Source organism: Ktedonobacter racemifer DSM 44963, from assembly GCF_000178855.1.
Classification (GTDB): Bacteria; Chloroflexota; Ktedonobacteria; order Ktedonobacterales; family Ktedonobacteraceae; genus Ktedonobacter; species Ktedonobacter racemifer.
This window is the reverse complement of sequence record NZ_ADVG01000003.1, coordinates 441,825-458,534: the sequence shown is the minus strand read 5'-3', so window position 1 is coordinate 458,534 and position 16,710 is coordinate 441,825. Positions and strand designations below refer to the sequence as shown.

General features: G+C 53.6%; 12 protein-coding genes, 2 rRNA genes and 2 pseudogenes. 12 read left to right on the top strand and 4 right to left on the bottom strand.

What is annotated here, in order from left to right:
* The first annotated feature begins 84 nt into the window (after window positions 1-84).
* From KRAC_RS31030 to KRAC_RS31000, 7 genes and pseudogenes are all read left to right on the top strand, one after another.
* Window positions 85-1,344 (top strand): MDR family MFS transporter, encoded by a 1,260-nt coding sequence (locus KRAC_RS31030; RefSeq protein WP_007914172.1) that lies wholly within the window; start codon window positions 85-87, stop codon window positions 1,342-1,344.
* Window positions 1,345-1,393: 49 nt separating this feature from the next.
* Window positions 1,394-1,987 (top strand): annotated as a pseudogene (locus KRAC_RS31025) (IS1634 family transposase); the annotation flags it as partial.
* A gap of 95 nt (window positions 1,988-2,082) precedes the next feature.
* Window positions 2,083-2,616 (top strand): cysteine hydrolase family protein, encoded by a 534-nt coding sequence (locus tag KRAC_RS31020; RefSeq protein WP_007914171.1) that lies wholly within the window; start codon window positions 2,083-2,085, stop codon window positions 2,614-2,616.
* 475 nt (window positions 2,617-3,091) lie between these two features.
* Entirely contained in the window at window positions 3,092-3,373 is a 282-nt protein-coding gene (locus KRAC_RS73915; RefSeq protein ID WP_040445374.1) for a hypothetical protein, read from the top strand.
* 69 nt (window positions 3,374-3,442) lie between these two features.
* Window positions 3,443-4,920: ribosomal RNA gene (locus KRAC_RS31010) — 16S ribosomal RNA — on the top strand.
* A 297-nt stretch (window positions 4,921-5,217) separates the two neighbouring features.
* Window positions 5,218-8,191, top strand: a 23S ribosomal RNA gene (locus KRAC_RS31005).
* Together the 16S and 23S rRNA genes form the textbook arrangement of a ribosomal RNA operon.
* A gap of 385 nt (window positions 8,192-8,576) precedes the next feature.
* A complete protein-coding gene (locus KRAC_RS31000; protein WP_007914169.1) occupies window positions 8,577-9,545 on the top strand; it encodes an amidohydrolase family protein in 969 nt (322 codons plus the stop codon).
* A gap of 57 nt (window positions 9,546-9,602) precedes the next feature.
* Here KRAC_RS31000 and KRAC_RS62840 read toward each other — a convergent pair whose 3' ends face one another.
* Window positions 9,603-10,043: a PaaI family thioesterase gene (locus KRAC_RS62840; RefSeq protein ID WP_007914168.1), complete on the bottom strand. Its 441-nt coding sequence runs from the start codon at window positions 10,041-10,043 to the stop codon at window positions 9,603-9,605.
* Between the two features lie 310 nt (window positions 10,044-10,353).
* Between KRAC_RS62840 and KRAC_RS30990 the strand changes: the two genes are divergently transcribed.
* From KRAC_RS30990 to KRAC_RS30980, 3 genes are all read left to right on the top strand, one after another.
* Window positions 10,354-11,211 carry a phosphotransferase family protein gene (locus KRAC_RS30990; protein WP_007914167.1) on the top strand — a complete coding sequence of 286 codons (858 nt, stop codon included), beginning with the start codon at window positions 10,354-10,356 and terminating at the stop codon, window positions 11,209-11,211.
* A gap of 85 nt (window positions 11,212-11,296) precedes the next feature.
* Window positions 11,297-12,304, top strand: a complete 1,008-nt coding sequence (locus tag KRAC_RS30985; RefSeq protein WP_007914166.1) for an aldo/keto reductase — start codon at window positions 11,297-11,299, stop codon at window positions 12,302-12,304.
* Between the two features lie 23 nt (window positions 12,305-12,327).
* On the top strand, window positions 12,328-12,855 hold the full coding sequence (locus KRAC_RS30980; RefSeq protein ID WP_007914164.1) for a hypothetical protein: 528 nt from the start codon (window positions 12,328-12,330) through the stop codon (window positions 12,853-12,855).
* A gap of 161 nt (window positions 12,856-13,016) precedes the next feature.
* Here the strand turns inward: KRAC_RS30980 and KRAC_RS76405 are convergent.
* The 3 genes and pseudogenes from KRAC_RS76405 to KRAC_RS30965 all read right to left on the bottom strand — a co-directional run.
* Window positions 13,017-13,420: pseudogene (locus KRAC_RS76405) on the bottom strand (transposase); the annotation flags it as partial.
* Window positions 13,421-13,702: 282 nt separating this feature from the next.
* On the bottom strand, window positions 13,703-14,179 hold the full coding sequence (locus KRAC_RS30970; protein WP_007914162.1) for a VOC family protein: 477 nt from the start codon (window positions 14,177-14,179) through the stop codon (window positions 13,703-13,705).
* 44 nt (window positions 14,180-14,223) lie between these two features.
* Window positions 14,224-15,243: an aldo/keto reductase gene (locus tag KRAC_RS30965; RefSeq protein WP_007914160.1), complete on the bottom strand. Its 1,020-nt coding sequence runs from the start codon at window positions 15,241-15,243 to the stop codon at window positions 14,224-14,226.
* Between the two features lie 213 nt (window positions 15,244-15,456).
* Here KRAC_RS30965 and KRAC_RS30960 point away from each other — a divergent pair, with 213 nt between their 5' ends.
* Window positions 15,457-16,119, top strand: a complete 663-nt coding sequence (locus tag KRAC_RS30960; RefSeq protein ID WP_007914158.1) for a TetR/AcrR family transcriptional regulator — start codon at window positions 15,457-15,459, stop codon at window positions 16,117-16,119.
* Between the two features lie 97 nt (window positions 16,120-16,216).
* Window positions 16,217-16,654 (top strand): SRPBCC family protein, encoded by a 438-nt coding sequence (locus tag KRAC_RS30955; protein WP_007914156.1) that lies wholly within the window; start codon window positions 16,217-16,219, stop codon window positions 16,652-16,654.
* The last annotated feature ends 56 nt before the right edge of the window (window positions 16,655-16,710 follow it).

The following is a 16,710-nucleotide window of genomic DNA, read 5'->3' as shown; positions in this document are numbered from 1 at the left end:
CAGTGTCAATGGCAGGATCGGTGTGGTATTCTCTGGTGGAGGTATATTTGTCGTATATGTTGAAGTTGTAGGTGATAAACAACCATGTTTCAAAATTTGCGAAAATCAGGAGTGGGGAGATTACCACGCCCCTTCTGGATGCTGTGGGTGGGAACGCTTATTAATCGTTTAGGACAATTTGTCGTACCTTTTTTTGCTTTGTATCTGACCTCAGTGCGTGGACTCTCTGTAAGCCAGGCTGCGCTGGTAGTCTCGCTCTATGGAATGGGAGCCTTTGCTTCAAGCTTGAGTGGCGGTCTCCTTGCAGACAGTATTGGACGCCGGGCAACGATGGTCTTGAGTATGACTCTAGCGGCTGTAATGACTTTTATTTTTAGCTGGTTGACTTCTCTCTGGCTTATTGCCTTCCTGGCCGTGCCGCTTGGCTATTGTATTGAACTTTATCGACCTGCGGCCTCAGCTGCCATAGCTGATATTGTTCCTGTGGAAGAGCGGGTGCGTGCCTTTGGCCTGATCTACTGGGCAATCAATGTAGGAGCGTCTGTTGCCCCCATTCTGGCAGGCCTGGTGCTCAATATTAGCTTTCAAATCTTATTTGTGGTCGATGCTTTGACCTCGCTTGTCTTTGCGGGGCTTATTGCCTGGGGCGTTCCTGAGACGCGTGTCTCTCCTGAGGAGCAACACGACTATGTGAGTGGCGTTCGGGAAAAAGCCGGGTTATGGAGCGCTCTGCGCGATATTCGCTTGCTTGCTTATGCGGCGCTGGCTTGTCTCTTTGCCTGTGTGTATTTTCAATATAGCGTCACTTTGCCGCTCGACATGCGCCTGCATGGTCTGGGGAGTGAGCAATATGGCCTTGTGATCGCGATCAATGGCATCATTATTGTACTGGTCAGTGTACCAGTGAGTCATATAGTCACGCGTTTCCCACGAGCTCTCGTTTTGACATGTTCATCGTTTCTCATGGGTATTGGCTTTGGCCTGGTTGCCTTCTGGCACATCTTACCCTGGTATGCCTTTACTGTGATTATCTGGACGTTTGGTGAATTACTTGGATCGCCTGTAACCTCTGCTTTAGTTGCTGATCTCGCCCCTCAACGTTTACGCGGGACATATCAAGGAGTTTATGGTATGGCCTGGGGACTGGCTTCTTTTGTCGCGCCGGTGCTAGGTGGTGCTATTTTTGAACATCTGGGAACGCAAGTTTTGTGGGGAGGTTGTTTTGTTATTGGTGTATTGATTGCTTGTGGTTATCTGTTGCTGTCCAGGGTAAGTGCCAGGCGCGAGCAGGCGCGTATTCCCCGGCCTATGGAAGGAAATGTACCCGAACAGGCGACATCTTAAAATTCCCTTTCCGCTTTTGGATTTTGCCAGTGTATAGACAGATCCAGGACACGTCCAGGAGCGTCCAGTACGTGCCTATCGCGGGCGTTTGTCGGGCGTACGTCGCGATTGCACCTTCACACTGACGTGTATGCGAGACGAGATGGCCATTGCCAAGGCCATGAGCGAGCTTGGCTGGCGGGTCTATGCCACCAATCATCTGGCAGAAGACCTGACGCTGGAACAGGCCGTCGAAGCCTATCGCGATGAATATCTGGTAGAACGCAACTTCGCTCGTCTCAAGGGCCGTCCGTTGTCCCTGGCTCCTCTGGATGTGCAACGCGATGATCACCGCGTCGGACTGGTCCGCTTGCTTACCCTGGCCTTGCACGTTCTGACCTTGCTGGAAGGTGTGGTGCGCCAACGCCTGGGTAAGCAGAAAGAGGAACTGGCTGGCCTCTTTGCTGGCAACCCTAAACGGAGGACGGCTCAACCCACCGCTGAACGCTTGCTGGAAGCTTTTCGCGAAGTGACCTTGACGGTCGTTTCTGCTCCTGGTTTCGCACAGCGGCATGTCACACCTCTTTCTCCTCTTCAGCAACGAATTTTGGCTCTTTTTGGCTTCTCTCCTGCTGTCTACCTTGGGTTAGCTGATGATTCGTAATATCGACCTAAAATTTAAGCGAACGGTAAGTCTAACGTTGTCGTATTTTTGAAATTATGGTATGTATGCTTTAAATATCCATGGAAGGATGCTTTATGGAAAATACAGAAACTGCACTTATCATTGTTGATGTCCAGGTCAACATGTTCTCGCCTGAGAACCCGGTGTATCAGGGTGAACAATTGCTGGCAACAATTGCTCGCCTCCGCGAAAAGGCGCGCTCAGCCCAGATACCCATTATCTACATCCAGCATGGTAGTCAGCGCCAGGGACACCCTATGGAAGTGGGGAGCGCAGGCTGGCAGATTTATCCCGCTCTTGCACCGGACCCACAAGACGCCATTATCCAGAAGCATATGTCCTCCTCTTTTTATCAAACCTCACTTGATGAGTATCTAGCCAGCCACCAGATCCAAAAGCTCGTTATCGCTGGCATTCAAACGGAACTGTGTGTTGACACAATCTGCCGGGAGGCTTGTAGCCGGGATTATGATGTCACGCTGGTCAAAGACGGCCATAGCACCTGGCAAAGAGGTGAACTTACAGCCCCTCAAATTATTGCTCACCATAACTCACTGCTCAATGACTGGTTTGCCACCGTGAAAGAGGAACAAGCTATCTCTTTTTGAAAACAGTGGTATGCACTGATGGCACGCGTACAAACCCCATGTAGGGTCTATGCTTGCATGGACTAACGCCCCCCAATCCAGTAGCCCGCTACTTGCGTACGCAGCTACTGGGTTGGGGCATTACCCATATGGGTGGGTATATTTGCACAGCTTGACAGTGTCGAGTGGCTGTGGGATAATGCACTTCGCTCCAATACACGGTAAACAGCGACAATCACCAACCTGATCGGTGCTCCTGTCCGATTTACCCGGCGTCTGTACCTCGCTTTTGAAGCGCAGGTGAACAGATGCCCAGGTGCCACGCTAAGGTGGCTCGCCACGGGTACTTTTCCCCGCTGCATCACACGTTCCTTCACATGATGAATGGACGTGGTTTTGTGCTGTCTCCATCTGGGGACGAGCTGGGGGAGCCGACTGGGTTTTGCGCGACTGTAAACGAGTTTTCAGGGGCCTCAAAAAGAGGTCAGAAAAGTACTTGACAAAGCGCAAAGCATATGCGATACTGACACAGTCAACGGCGAGCACGAACACCGCGAACGCCGGAGCGACACCAAGAACACAAGCGCAAGCCCACGGGTTTGCCGGGTTGCGGTTCAACAAGCAAAAGAAGAACGAACCAGAGCACCCTGAACAACTGAAGAGTGGAATGCAGAAGTACAACGGAACTTCGTTGAGTAAGCTTGTCTTGCTTACGGAGAACACCGTTCCTGTCAATTCTGCGAACAAGCAATTTGAAGTAACGACAACGTGCTTCTAGCCTGGACGCAAACTTACAATGCTTACTACATCGCTGTGTAGCAGTGGTGTGGAAGATACATTCACAACTTGAATGGCGAGTTTGATCCTGGCTCAGGATAAACGCTGGCGGCGTGCCTAACACATGCAAGTCGAACGCCCTCTCGCAAGAGAGGGAGTGGCGGACGGGTGAGTAACACATGGGTACCTGCCCCGAGGTGAGGAATACCGGCGAGAAATCGCCGACAATACCGCATATGTTCCTCTGGGAACAAAGCTCGCAAGGGCGCCTTGGGATGGGCCTGTGGCCGATTAGCTTGTTGGTGAGGTAAGAGCTCACCAAGGCCACGATCGGTAGCTGGTCTGAGAGGATGGTCAGCCACACTGGGATTGAGAACGGCCCAGACTCCTACGGGGGGCAGCAGTGAGGAATTTTCGTCAATGGGGGCAACCCTGAACGAGCAACGCCGCGTGCAGGAGGACGCTTTTCGGAGTGTAAACTGCTTTTCTTGGGGACGAGTAAGGACGGTACCCAAGGAATAAGCCCCGGCTAACTACGTGCCAGCAGCCGCGGTAATACGTAGGGGGCAAGCGTTGTCCGGAGTTATTGGGCGTAAAGCGCACGCAGGCGGTTTCGTACGTCCGGAGTGACAGTTCCCGGCTCAACTGGGAAAGGTCTTCGGAAACGGCGAGACTTGAGGGCTTCAGAGGGACACGGAATTCCGGGTGGAGTGGTGAAATGCGTAGAGATCCGGAGGAACACCAATGGCGAAGGCAGTGTCCTGGGAAGCATCTGACGCTCAGGTGCGAAAGCTAGGGGAGCGAACAGGATTAGATACCCTGGTAGTCCTAGCCGTAAACGATGACCACTAGGTGTGGGAGGTATCGACCCCTTCCGTGCCGTCGCAAACGCAGTAAGTGGTCCGCCTGGGGAGTACGGTCGCAAGATTAAAACTCAAAGGAATTGACGGGGACCCGCACAAGCAGCGGAGCGTGTGGTTTAATTCGATGCAACGCGAAGAACCTTACCAAGTCTTGACATGCAGATGCACCAGCGGTAATGCGCTGTCCCTTCGGGGCGTTTGCACAGGTGCTGCATGGCTGTCGTCAGCTCGTGTCGTGAGATGTTGGGTTAAGTCCCGCAACGAGCGCAACCCCTACTGCCTATTACAACTTCTAGGCGGAACTGCCCTCACGGGAGGAAGGCGGGGATGACGTCAAGTCAGCACGGCCCTTACGACTTGGGCGACACACACGCTACAATGGCCAGCAACAAAGGGATGCCAACCCGCGAGGGGGAGCCAAGCTCAAAAACCTGGTCTCAGTTCAGATTGCAGGCTGAAACTCGCCTGCATGAAGGTGGAGTTGCTAGTAACCGTAGGTCAGCACACTACGGTGAATACGTTCCCGGGTCTTGTACACACCGCCCGTCACACCACGAAAGTCGGCAACACCTGAAGCCGCCAGGCTAACTCTTCGGAGAGGCAGGCGTCGAGGGTGGGGTTGGTGATTGGGGTGAAGTCGTAACAAGGTAGCTGTACCGGAAGGTGCGGCTGGATCACCTCCTTTCTAGGGAGTCATCAGTGCTCACTGTAGCACTGCACTCTCAGGTCGAACAGGAACGACCTGTCCGTTGTCCCCTGCTTCCACTCTTCAGCGGTTCGGCCGCTGGTTTTGACCAGTACCGAGACCCGCATAGTACCTGAACAACCAAAGAAGTATTCCTTCAATTTTGCTGAGCGAGCACGTTGGCATGCAAGTGTTCAACCGTGACGGAAGTCATGTTCAGCTCGTGACAGTGAAGAAAGAAGACCGAGATCCCATACAACAAGGGTAACAGACCAACAAGAAGAAGCAGACAAGGCAGAACAAGCGAAACAGAGTACGAGGTGGATGCCTTGGCGCTGAAGACCGATGAAGGACGCGGAGACCGGCGAAACGTTCAGGGGGAGCTGCATCCAAGCGATGAGCCCTGAGATTCCGAATGGGGCAACCCCTCCAGAGTGATGTCTGGAGACCTATCGCTGAACACATAGGCGATATGGAGGATCGTGGGTGAACTGAAACATCTCAGTAGCCTGCGTAAGAGAAATCAACCGAGATTCCCGTAGTAGTGGCGAGCGAACCGGGAAGAGCCCAAACCATCTATTCCTCGTGAATAGGCGGGGTTGTAGGACTTCTATCAGCAGACGTTTTCTTACTCGAAGGCATTGGAACGTGCCACCAGAGGGGGTGAGAGTCCCGTAGAGGACGAGAGAACGACTGTGAGAAGTATCCTGAGTACCACGAGACACGTGCAATCTTGTGGGAAGCTGGGGGGACCACCCTCCAAGGCTAAAGAACTTCAGCGACCGATAGCGAACAAGTACCGTGAGGGAAAGGTGAAAAGTACCCCGAGAGGGGGATGAAAGAGTCCCTGAAACCACGTACTCACAAGCAGTCAGAGGCCACTGTGCCGTTGCGGCACCAAGGGCTGATGGCGTGCCTTTTGTAGAATGATCCGGCGAGTGCATCGCACGTTGCAGGTTAACCAGCGCTAAAGCTGGGGAGCCAGAGGGCAACCGAGTCTCAAACAGGCGTACTGTGTAGCGGCGATGCGACCCGAAACCGTGTGAGCTACCCATGAGCAGAGTGAAGCGGATGTAACAGTCCGTCGAGGCTCGAACCCACCAGTGTTGCAAAACTGGGGGATGACTTGTGGGTAGGGGTGAAATGCTAATCGAACACGGAGATAGCTGGTTCTCCCCGAAATGTATTGAGGTACAGCCACCTGAAACGACTATCCTGGAGGTAGAGCACTAGATAGGCTAGGGGCCCTGTGCGGGTTACCAACCCTACTTAAACTCCGAATGCCAGGACAGGATCCAGGTGAGTGAGACGGCGGGGGCTAAGCTTCGTCGTCAAAAGGGAAACAGCCCAGACCATCGGCTAAGGTCTCCAAATCGATGCTCAGTGTCAAAGGGGGTCAATGCGCCCAAACAGCCAGGATGTTGGCTTAGAAGCAGCCATCATTTAAAGAGTGCGTAATAGCTCACTGGTCGAGTGCAATGGCACCGACAACGTATCGAGGCTTAAGCATCGTACCGAAGCCGTGGAATGCAGTGCATAACTGTATTGGTAGGGGAGCGTTCTCGACGCCTGAGAAGCCAGACCGCAAGGACTGGTGGAGGTAAGAGAAGTGAGAATGCCGGAATGAGTAGCGCAATGTCTGCGAGAACCAGACACACCGAATGCCTGAGGGTTCCTGGGCAACGTCAATCGTCCCAGGGTGAGTCGGGCCCTAAGCCGAGGGCGTCATGCCGTAGGCGATGGAAAGCAGGTCAGAGAATCCTGCACCGGAACGTTTCGTTATGAGCAATGGGGGGACGCGGTAGGGAAGGTGAGCCGATCGAATGGACAGGATCGGTGCCTCTGTTGAAGCGCGTGACCGAGGAAAATCCCGGACACAGTATGCGTAACACTGAGGCCGAGCGCCCGCGAGGGTGCGGAAGTCATTGGTCCCCAGGCCGTCAAGAAAAGCCTCTCGCCAGAAATTGTTCCGCCCGTACCGCAAACCGACACTGGTAGGCAGGGGGAAATCTCCCCAGGTGATCGAGCGACCCTCTGTTAAGGAACTCGGCAAATTAACCCCGTACCTTTGGAAGAAGGGGTGCCTGCGTAGCTGTGTGTGCTTGCACACATGGTGAGAAGGTTGCAAGAAATCGGCTCAAGCGACTGTTTACCAAAAACACAGGTCTCTGCGAACGCGAAAGCGGAAGTATAGGGGCTGACTCCTGCCCAGTGCCGGAAGGTTACGAGGAGTGGTGTGCGTAGCCACGAATCTAAGCCCCGGTGAACGGCGGCCGTAACTATAACGGTCCTAAGGTAGCGAAATTCCTTGTCGGGTAAGTTCCGACCCGCACGAAAGGAGTAACGACTTGAGCGCTGTCTCGACAGAGGACTCGGCGAAATTGAAGTACCCGTGAAGATACGGGTTACCCACGACAGGACAAAAAGACCCCGTGGAGCTTTACTACAGTTTGGCCTGGAAACGAAGTATGGTGTGCGTAGCATAGGTGGGAGCCGGAGAACTCATCCTTGTGGGGGTGAGGGAGGCACTAGTGAAATACCACTCTCACCATGGTTTGTGTCTCACACGTCACCGTGAACCGGGACGTGAACAGGGCCAGATGGGTAGTTTGACTGGGGCGGTCGCCTCCCAAAGAGTAACGGAGGCGCCCAAAGGTTCCCTCAGGGTGGATGGACATCACCCTCTGTAGAGTGTAAAGGCACAAGGGAGCTTGACTGTGAGGCTGACACGCCGAGCAGGGACGAAAGTCGGGCTTAGTGATCCCACATTCCCGTGTGGAAGGAGTGTGGCTCAACGGATAAAAGCTACCCCGGGGATAACAGGCTTATCTTGCCCAAGAGTTCACATCGACGGCAAGGTTTGGCACCTCGATGTCGGCTCGTCGCATCCTGGGGCTGGAGTAGGTCCCAAGGGTTGGGCTGTTCGCCCATGAAAGCGGCACGCGAGCTGGGTTCAGAACGTCGCGAGACAGTTCGGTCTCTATCCGTCGTGGGCGTCGGAAAAGTGAGGGGAGTCATCTTCAGTACGAGAGGACCGAGATGGCTTGACCGCTAGTGCGCCAGTTGGGGGGCCTCCTCCAGAGCTGGGTAGCTACGTCAAGAAGGGATAAGCGCTGAAAGCATCTAAGCGCGAAGCCGACCCGAAGATAACTTTTCCCACTCTCTTTTGAAGAGTCAAGATCCCAGGAAGAAGACCTGGTGGATAGGCTGCGCGTGGACGCCTGGTAACAGGTGGAGCGGAGCAGTACTAATGATCGTACGGCTTGTTTCCCATGTTGTTTCTTCATGAGTGGTGTGCGTCTCCTGTTGTGTGAGAGCGGTCTTTGATCGGACCTGAGCACGAGCGAGAGGGCTTGGCGGCACGGGGGGCATGAGCGGGCCAGCGTGGCTCAGCAAAATTGAGGGAATACTTCTTTGGCAGGTAACATCAGAACGAAAAGGGTTCGCAGTGGAAGAATGATGCTACGAACCTTTTTTTGTTGCCATTCTATGCTATACTTGCAGTCATTTTCCTTCTTGGCTGAGAAGAGTATGCTGTCAGAGAGACCAACTCAAGCGTACAGTTTATTTGTGTAAGCTGGTTAATCTATTATTGGCAGCATAAGCATTTTCAGCGTGGCCCATAGCGAGAGAAGGGCCTTGAGGAGTGGCGCCTTATGAGCAGCACAGAGTTTATACCCTATCGTATAGATGTGCATCATCACGTTATTCCGCCCTTTTATGTCGAGGTCCTGCGTCAGGAGGGTATTACTGAAGCGGTTCCGGGTGTGTCCTTCCCCAACTGGAATATCGATGACATGATCACCATGCTGGACCAGCAGGGCATTGCGGCCGCCATTGCCTCAATCTCGGAGCCAGGCATCTATTTTGGGGAGAAGGTCAAAGCTCAGGCCCTTGCTCATCGCGTCAATACCTTCCTGGCAGAGCTGGTGCAGAACCATCACACGCGCCTGGGAGCCTTCGCCATTCTCCCCTTGCCCGATATCGATGCCGCGCTCAAAGAGATGGAGTACGCGCTGGATACGCTCAAACTAGATGGCATTGGCCTGCTTACCAACTATCGCGGAACCTATCTTGGCTCTTCTACCTTTGACCCACTCTTTGCCGAGCTGAACCGCAGACAGATCCCGGTCTTTATTCATCCCTCCACTCCTCCATCCAAGGATCAGCCGCACTTCGGGCTTCCCGCGCCACTCTACGAATTCCCCTTCGACACCACGCGCGCGGTCGCGAATCTGTTATACAGCGGTACCATGGAGCGCTATCCCATGCTGCGCCTGATTCTCTCCCACGCAGGCGGTACAGTCCCATTTCTGGCCAAGCGTCTGACTACTGGCGCAATGCTTGCCAAGCTCAGTGATCGTACTCCCGAGCACCTGCTAACTCTGCTCAAGCGCTTCTATTATGATGTTGCCATGTCAATCTCGCCCTACTCGCTCCCCTCGCTCCAGGCTCTGGCCGATCCCTCTCACATCCTCTATGGCAGTGATTATCCCTTCGTGCCAGTCGACGCCATCGCCCGCGACATCAAAGAACTGCGCAACTACGATGGCTTCGACCGCCAGGAGATCCACCTGGTCGAGCGCGAGAATGCCCTGCTCCTCTTTCCCCGCTTACGCTCGTGAGTAGCAATAAGAGCAGATTATTGGGGTATGGAATTGCGCGAAGCTCGGTTCTTGCGCTTACGAGCGCGGCAATATGAGGCACTCGACGTTAAGCACAGTAACTACCTGCCCTGTTGCATCCGCAATCTCAACAGGGACGTTCAGGCGCGCCCGCTTTTTCGTGTTCCAGGCATCCCGAAGACTTTCACGTTCTTCGTGCACAACCCGGGCATGGGCGGTTAGATCACCCAGGGCCATCTTTTGATAGTTAATCGTCGCACCCCTTGTGAGTACCGCGACTTGATCCAACTGCATCCCCAATGAGAATACCGCAGCAGTCAGGGCCGTAGATTCTCCCAAGGTGAATTGAGCACCACCGTGTAGTCCTCCCAGGTGATTAGCAACCTCCTGGCGTACAATAAGACGTAGCAAGACGTCATCAGGCCCGAGCACTTCCGCTTTGATGTCAAGTAGACGTAAAAAAGGCTCGAAGTCAAGAATTTGTTGCCAGATATCCATAAATGCTCCTCTCGCTCTTCTTAGTCCTCTTTTAGCATACAACAAGCAAGAGGTAGAATGAAAGAATTGTTCTGTATTAAGAATGTGGATAAACCCGATGGCAAGTTATTTCGGTTTTGTGGTGTGGAGCGTGCTGGCAGCCTATGGCTGCCAGCACGCTCCACACCACAAAACCAGCGAACGCCGTAGGCGTGAGGCGTGTCGCCAAAAGTATGCACATGAAGTTAGATAGGTCATAAAAGCCAAATTTTTAGCGTAATGTTTGCTATAAAGATACCTGACAAAGATCTTTGAGGAGAAATAAAGATATATGACACATGAGCACCTTGATCCATATGCTATTCTTGAAACGCTTGGTTTGCTTGATGTTACTACCGTAACACCTGTGCAGGGTGGAACAGATACTGCTATCTGGCGCGTTGAAAAAGCCGGAAAGATCTATGCCTTGCGTGTCTTCCAGAAGGGGGAGGATGACGACTGCCAGCGCGAGCAAGTGGTAATGCAGGCAGCACTGGCGGCAGGTTTGCCTGTGCCGCAGATTCATGCAATGGGGAAATGGCATGATTATCCTGCACTTCTTTTATCCTGGCTCCCAGGAAGGCCTATTGCTGAGGAACTGCTTGCGCATCCCTGGCGGGCCTGGTCTCTGGGGCTGCTATTTGGCCAGATGCAGGCCATTATTCATACCCTTGCTGCACCTGATGTGCTCTGCCAGCAACCCGAGGCGTGGATCAACTGGTCTGGCCCAGACGAGAAGCCACTGCAAGAGTGCCTGCACCGAGCGAAGCAGCAAGCTCTTACGCTGCTTCACCTGGATTATCACCCTCTCAACGTGCTGACTGACGGAAACAAGATAACTGCAGTGCTTGATTGGAGGAATGCTCTCTCTGGCGACCCTCGCGCTGATGCGGCCCGCACAGTCTCTATCCTTCGTTATGCTAGTCTTGGAAGACGATCTATTTTAGAATTGCTCGTGCTGAGGATCTTTGAAGCTGGCTGGCGTAGGGGCTATGAACAGAAGAGAGGAGCCCTGGGGAATATGAACCTCTTCTACGCCTGGGCCAGTGCTGTAATGGAGAGAGACTTGGCAACAAAGCTTACACAGAAGGATCTCTCTCTCATTCACCGGTGGACACTAAAATGGAAGAAACGTGTAGGATGCTTCTAGTCCACCAACTATATTCCTGTGTAGTGATTCGTATGGTAACGTGTAAGGAGCACCATCTATTTCAACTCTGTGCAGGAGGGCATGTATGAAGATCAAACGGTTGGGGAATACTGGTTTGCAGGTGAGCGAGGTCGCGCTAGGGACGATGACCTTTGGCCACCAGGCGAACCAGGAGGTGGCCTTTCAGATGATGGATATTGCGGAGAGGGCGGGCGTCAATTTCTTTGATACAGCTAATATTTATCCCGATACCGAGGCCGGCTTGCAGGGACGCACCGAGGAGATTGTGGGAAACTGGCTGCGCGTACGTAAGGCGCGCGAGCGCGTTGTGTTGGCGACGAAGTGTGGTGGACCGATGGGCGAGGGACCAAATCAGTCGGGCCTGAGTCGTAAGCATATCCTGGCAGCCTGTGAGGCCAGCCTGCGTCGTCTGCAAACTGACTATCTCGATCTCTACCAGGTGCATTGGCCCGATCCCCAGACGCCCATAGAGGAGACGCTGAGCGCCCTGGATCAGCTTGTACGTGAGGGTAAGGTACGCTATATCGGCTGTTCAAATTTCCCTGCCTGGCAATTGGCAGATGCGCTCTGGACCAGCAAAATGCATGGTTTGTCCAACTTTGTGAGCGATCAGCCGCGTTATAACATGCTGTTTCGCATGATTGAAGACGAGATTCTGCCTCTCTGTCGCGCGCATGGCCTGGGCGTCATCGTTTACAATCCCCTCGCCGCTGGTGTCTTGACGGGTCGTTACCGGCAAACCCCAGAGGTGCAACAAGGGACACGCTTCAGCTTTAGAGGTAGTGGTCAGCTCTATCAGCGTCGCTATTGGAAGGAGGCTATGTTCGAGGCTGTCGAACAACTCCATGATTTCTTCACGCCACGTAATAAGAGCCTTACCCATGTTGCCCTGGCCTGGGTGCTTCAGCAGCCTGGAATTACCAGTGCCATTCTGGGGGCAAGCAGGCCTGAGCAACTCACCGATAGCCTGAAAGGCGTCGAGCTGACACTAGATGAAGAGGAACTCAATGTGTGCAACGAGACCTGGTTCCAGTTGCCACGCGAACAGGACCAGAGTGTTGCGCGCAGATAAGTTTGCATTCAGGAGGTGTTAGTATGAGCGAGGTCGTACGGCGAGAGGACCTGCTGCGCCACCTGCGCGACCTCAGTACCGGAACCTATGAAGGCCAGGTAAGTCGTGCGGAGAAAGAAGAGATCTATCGTAAGGCGGTCGAGCTATTAACTCCAGTGGTACAGTCGGTCCTGGAGGAGGCCAACGGTCTATTTCTAGATGGTACAGGCCAGGTGCGTGTTATTGGACCAAAGAATGATGGTCAGGGTGGTCTGGAGACACGCTTTGAGCTGACCTGGCCGAAACAGCGGACGGCCCAGGTCATGCGTGGCCCTCGCGCCCCACTGCGACCTATAATCATCAAGGCGCACTATGGGCGTGGCTTTCTGCATCCACACCTCTCTGGCTCTAGTGGCGGCAACTGGCCCTTACAGATTCTCAACGCTTCGGACGCTGAGCGCCAACGCACTATCCTGGCTGCCATCGTCGAGATGGAACTGCATGAGCGTATCTTCGAGACCGACTGGCACATCCTGCCTATCAGTCGACAATGGCAGCAGGATAAAAACTAGAGAACCGGTCGAGAAATCACGCAGCCTCTTGAAGCTCAGCAGAGAGTTGCTGGGAACGAGCCAGAACATGTAAATTTGTGGACGACGGCGCAGCGTCGCAGATCTAAGAGATTCTTGCGGAGTCCGCGATAGCGTGTGCGTCGTCCTTGCCATTGACCAACACGGGCGAGCGTATGTTCAACTACTACCCGTTCACGCAGTTTTGCTTGTCCTTTGCTGAACGGTGCCTGATCGGTGTCCAGACAATCCATCACCAACTGCCAGCGTCGATCCATGAGCGTCGCCTCAATGACCTCGTCATCTGAAACTCCTGTGTAGGCTTGCAGAATGGTTGCCAATGCCAGTTGCGCTGGAGCGATGGGTGGCTGGCCTCGTTTACTGATTTGGTACAAGCCCGCCAATTCCTGATGGAATGCCTCATCCAACAGCTCGTGCCGATAGTGGCGCAGAAACACAAATAATTTGGCTCTCCGTATCCGTTTCACAACGTGTTCCTCATCCGTTTCACAATGTGTTCCTCAAGTTCAGAGAGTTCCACCGGGGGTTGCCATGGTAATGGTTGCATCTGTTTTCGGCCTTTCTCGTCACGTCCAGGGTATCTTGTTGTCTCCGATGCTTAGCGTCCGAGTTCCACGGGGGATGTGCAACGAATGCATTTTCGATGAAAACGAGCTTCACAGGCTCATTCACTACTCATGCATCCTGAAGGCAGAGGTCAGAAAGACCTCTGCCTTCACGTCAGGAAAGATTCTTTCAAGGCAGATTGACTTACGAATGAAAGCTCACTGCGCATCCTGTGGGATCACGTGGAAAATGCATGCTCAAAAAGGAAACGATCGTCTTCCTGTTATCCTTGACCACCGAACACATGTGCCGCCTGACGAGCAATTTCCTCTGAGGAAACATCACGGACATGTTGAGCAAGCCCCCAACGGTATCCAAATGGATCAATGATTTGCCCATAACGGTCGCCCCAGAACTGGTCCTGCAATGGTTGCAAGATGGTGGCACCTGCATCTACGGCACGTTTCCAAAGAGCCTCGACGTTTTCAGTGGAGAAGTGCAGGACGACAGGAGTGCCACCAATCGCCAACGGTGAGAGAATTCCTGCCTCAGGAAATTCATCAGCCAGCATCACTGCCGAGTCGTCGAACCACAGTTCTATCTGCATGTATTTTCCGCCAGGCACAGGAATGCGACCTCGCTCTTTCGCTCCTAATGCTGCTTTGTACCACTCGGCGGCCCGCCCTGCATCCCGCACCACAAGATGGGGAGTGAGCGTATGAATCCCATCAGGGATTGCTTTCATCTCGGGTTGTGTCATGATTGTTCTCCTCTTTTCTCAAAGATATACAACAGATTACCCTCCTACACACGCTGATCAACCAAGGGTCCCGTCTCCCCATAGACGAACGGTGTTGTCCAATTGATGAAATTGGCTGGGAACCCAATTTCAAAGTCGGTTGCAGTATCCAGGCGAGCAACCAATTCAGAGGGGAGCGAAACCGTGAGCGCACCGAGGTTCTCAACCAGTTGATCGAGCCGACGGGCACCGATAATCGGGTGGATGGCGCGTGAGCGGCTTCGTATCCAGGCAATCGCCACCTGAGCGGGGGTGATGCCAAGCTGATCCGCCACTTCCTGGACAACGCGAACAACGGCATGATCGCGTTCGCTGATCGTGGCAGGCGAAAGACGCGTTCTTGCCTCGACACGGGAGGCGCGAGTGAACTTCCCTGAAAGCAAACCGTCCGCAAGTGGTCCCCAGGTGGCAACACTCATCCCGTACGCCTCGGCCATGGGGAGCAGTTCACGCTCGATGTCGCGTTTGAGGAGATGGTAGGGAACCTGAAGACCGATAAAGGGACTCCAACCACGCCATTCGGCCAAGGTGTTGGCGCGCGAGACAATCCATGCGGGGGCATCCGAAATCCCAACATAGAGGATCTTGCCGGACCGAACAGCATCGTCAAGCGCGCGCATCGTTTCCTCGATAGGTGTGTTCCGATCCCAGATGTGGACCCAATACAGGTCGATGTAGTCTGTGCGTAAACGCTGCAAACTGGTCTCAAGCGAGAGCCTGAGATTCTTGCGGTGATTGCCAGAGGCATTGGGGTCTGCACGGTTGCGGGACAACGTGTACTTGGTTGCCACCACAAAACGATCCCTACGCCCCTCAAGCAACTCACCGACAATACTCTCGCTTTCTCCATTGCGGTAGTTGATCGCCGTATCGATGACGTTACCGCCAGCCTCAGTGTAAGCGTCAAGCATGCGACGGCATTCTTCCAACGAGGCTCCGGGGCCAGATTCCTCGCCAAAGGTCATCGCGCCGAGAAAGACTTCCGAGACACGCAATCCACTGGTTCCTAAAAGCCGGTATCTCATAGGTAAAGCTCCATGTAGTTATGTGCACTCCCTGCCGTTTTGGAGAGTGACAAGAATCATACACTGTATCCATACATTATGTTCGGACATAGTGTATGCTATCTTTGGTGCATGCGTCAAGGTGAGATCCGAAGACGGTTTTCACTCTCCTTCTTGCTTTGTGGCAGGGCGCTGCTGTACAGTATGTGAAATAGGATCTGAGGTGTTTCTTTTATGCCGCGACACAAAGCTCGCCGTAACGATCAAAAGACTTTCCGAGAAGAATCGGAACAACGGGATGTGCGGAAAGCTATCCTGGACGCCACTGAACAGTTACTCGCGCACCAGCGTTTCGACGAACTGAGCGTCGCCGATATTTTGAGTTCCGCCCAGGTTTCGCGCGCGAGTTTCTATTTCTATTTTGAGAGCAAATACGTGGTCCTGGGAGAACTGGTTCGACGCGTTGTCAACCAGGCCCAGGTAGCAGCAGGGCCCTGGGTTGAGGAGGATATCGAGTCCCCCGAGCAGACATTACGACAAGGAACGAGCCAGGGATTACAGCTCTGGATACAACACGCACCAGTGCTGCGAGCGATCGTCGAGAATTGGCGTTCTGACGAAAGGCTAGCAGCGCTTTGGATGGAAATGATGGAAGGCTTCACCCAGGCCGCCACGCATCGCATCGAGCGCGACCGTGCGACGGGGCGCGCTCCTCGAACTTCTGTGGATGCGTCTACCTTAGCCAGCACCCTCACATGGATGAGCGAGCGTATTTACTATCTTGCAGCAATTGGACATCCGGCGTTTCACGACGAGCAGCAGGTCATTGATGTCCTCACGGAGGTGTGGCTGTCCGTCATCTATAACGGACCTCCTTCAAAAAAGAGGTCAGAATAACGCACGCGTTCCGCGCAAGCAGACTAGCAACTTTACAAGGCATTCTCTCTGGCATGATAATGTAAGGGAAAAGAATGAAGGAGTAACAAAAATAATTATGGCTAAATTGCGCTTCACCACATTCATTCAACGCCCGCCGGAGACAGTGTACAAGGTGCTTGCCGACCTGCGTGGTTATAAATCCTGGTTACCGGCGTCGAACCTGTTTAGGGAGACTACTATTACGACTGATGGCCCGATACAAGTAGGCACAGCCTATGTGGATAAGGGCCCCTCTTCGGAGATGCAGGGCGAGGTCATAGCGCTTGAGCCACATTCACATATCGCTTTTCACCAGGCGGCGCGCAAGGGCGTGCTCGATATTCATGTGCGTTATACGCTTCAACCAAAGGAGGGCGGTACGCAGGTTGTCAGGGAACTGAAGTTGCGTACGAAGGGCCTGGTAACCCTTTTGCAGCCGGTTCTTGTACGCGCCATTCGTAAGGAGAACGAACGTATTGTGCAACGCTTGAAGTGGTATCTGGAGGCGCGGTAGCCTGAAAACACTTCCTTCTCTGAGAGAAGGCCACATGCCATAACGGTAGTAACAGT

Excerpts from the sequence above, each read along its gene's own strand:
- KRAC_RS31030 (WP_007914172.1), top strand. The coding sequence starts at position 85 with ATGTTTCAAAATTTGCGAAAATCAGGAGTGGGGAGATTACCACGCCCC.
- KRAC_RS31020 (WP_007914171.1), top strand. The coding sequence starts at position 2,083 with ATGGAAAATACAGAAACTGCACTTATCATTGTTGATGTCCAGGTCAAC.
- KRAC_RS31000 (WP_007914169.1), top strand. The coding sequence starts at position 8,577 with ATGAGCAGCACAGAGTTTATACCCTATCGTATAGATGTGCATCATCAC.
- KRAC_RS62840 (WP_007914168.1), bottom strand. The coding sequence starts at position 10,043 with ATGGATATCTGGCAACAAATTCTTGACTTCGAGCCTTTTTTACGTCTA.
- KRAC_RS30990 (WP_007914167.1), top strand. The coding sequence starts at position 10,354 with ATGACACATGAGCACCTTGATCCATATGCTATTCTTGAAACGCTTGGT.
- KRAC_RS30985 (WP_007914166.1), top strand. The coding sequence starts at position 11,297 with ATGAAGATCAAACGGTTGGGGAATACTGGTTTGCAGGTGAGCGAGGTC.
- KRAC_RS30980 (WP_007914164.1), top strand. The coding sequence starts at position 12,328 with ATGAGCGAGGTCGTACGGCGAGAGGACCTGCTGCGCCACCTGCGCGAC.
- KRAC_RS30970 (WP_007914162.1), bottom strand. The coding sequence starts at position 14,179 with ATGACACAACCCGAGATGAAAGCAATCCCTGATGGGATTCATACGCTC.
- KRAC_RS30965 (WP_007914160.1), bottom strand. The coding sequence starts at position 15,243 with ATGAGATACCGGCTTTTAGGAACCAGTGGATTGCGTGTCTCGGAAGTC.
- KRAC_RS30960 (WP_007914158.1), top strand. The coding sequence starts at position 15,457 with ATGCCGCGACACAAAGCTCGCCGTAACGATCAAAAGACTTTCCGAGAA.
- KRAC_RS30955 (WP_007914156.1), top strand. The coding sequence starts at position 16,217 with ATGGCTAAATTGCGCTTCACCACATTCATTCAACGCCCGCCGGAGACA.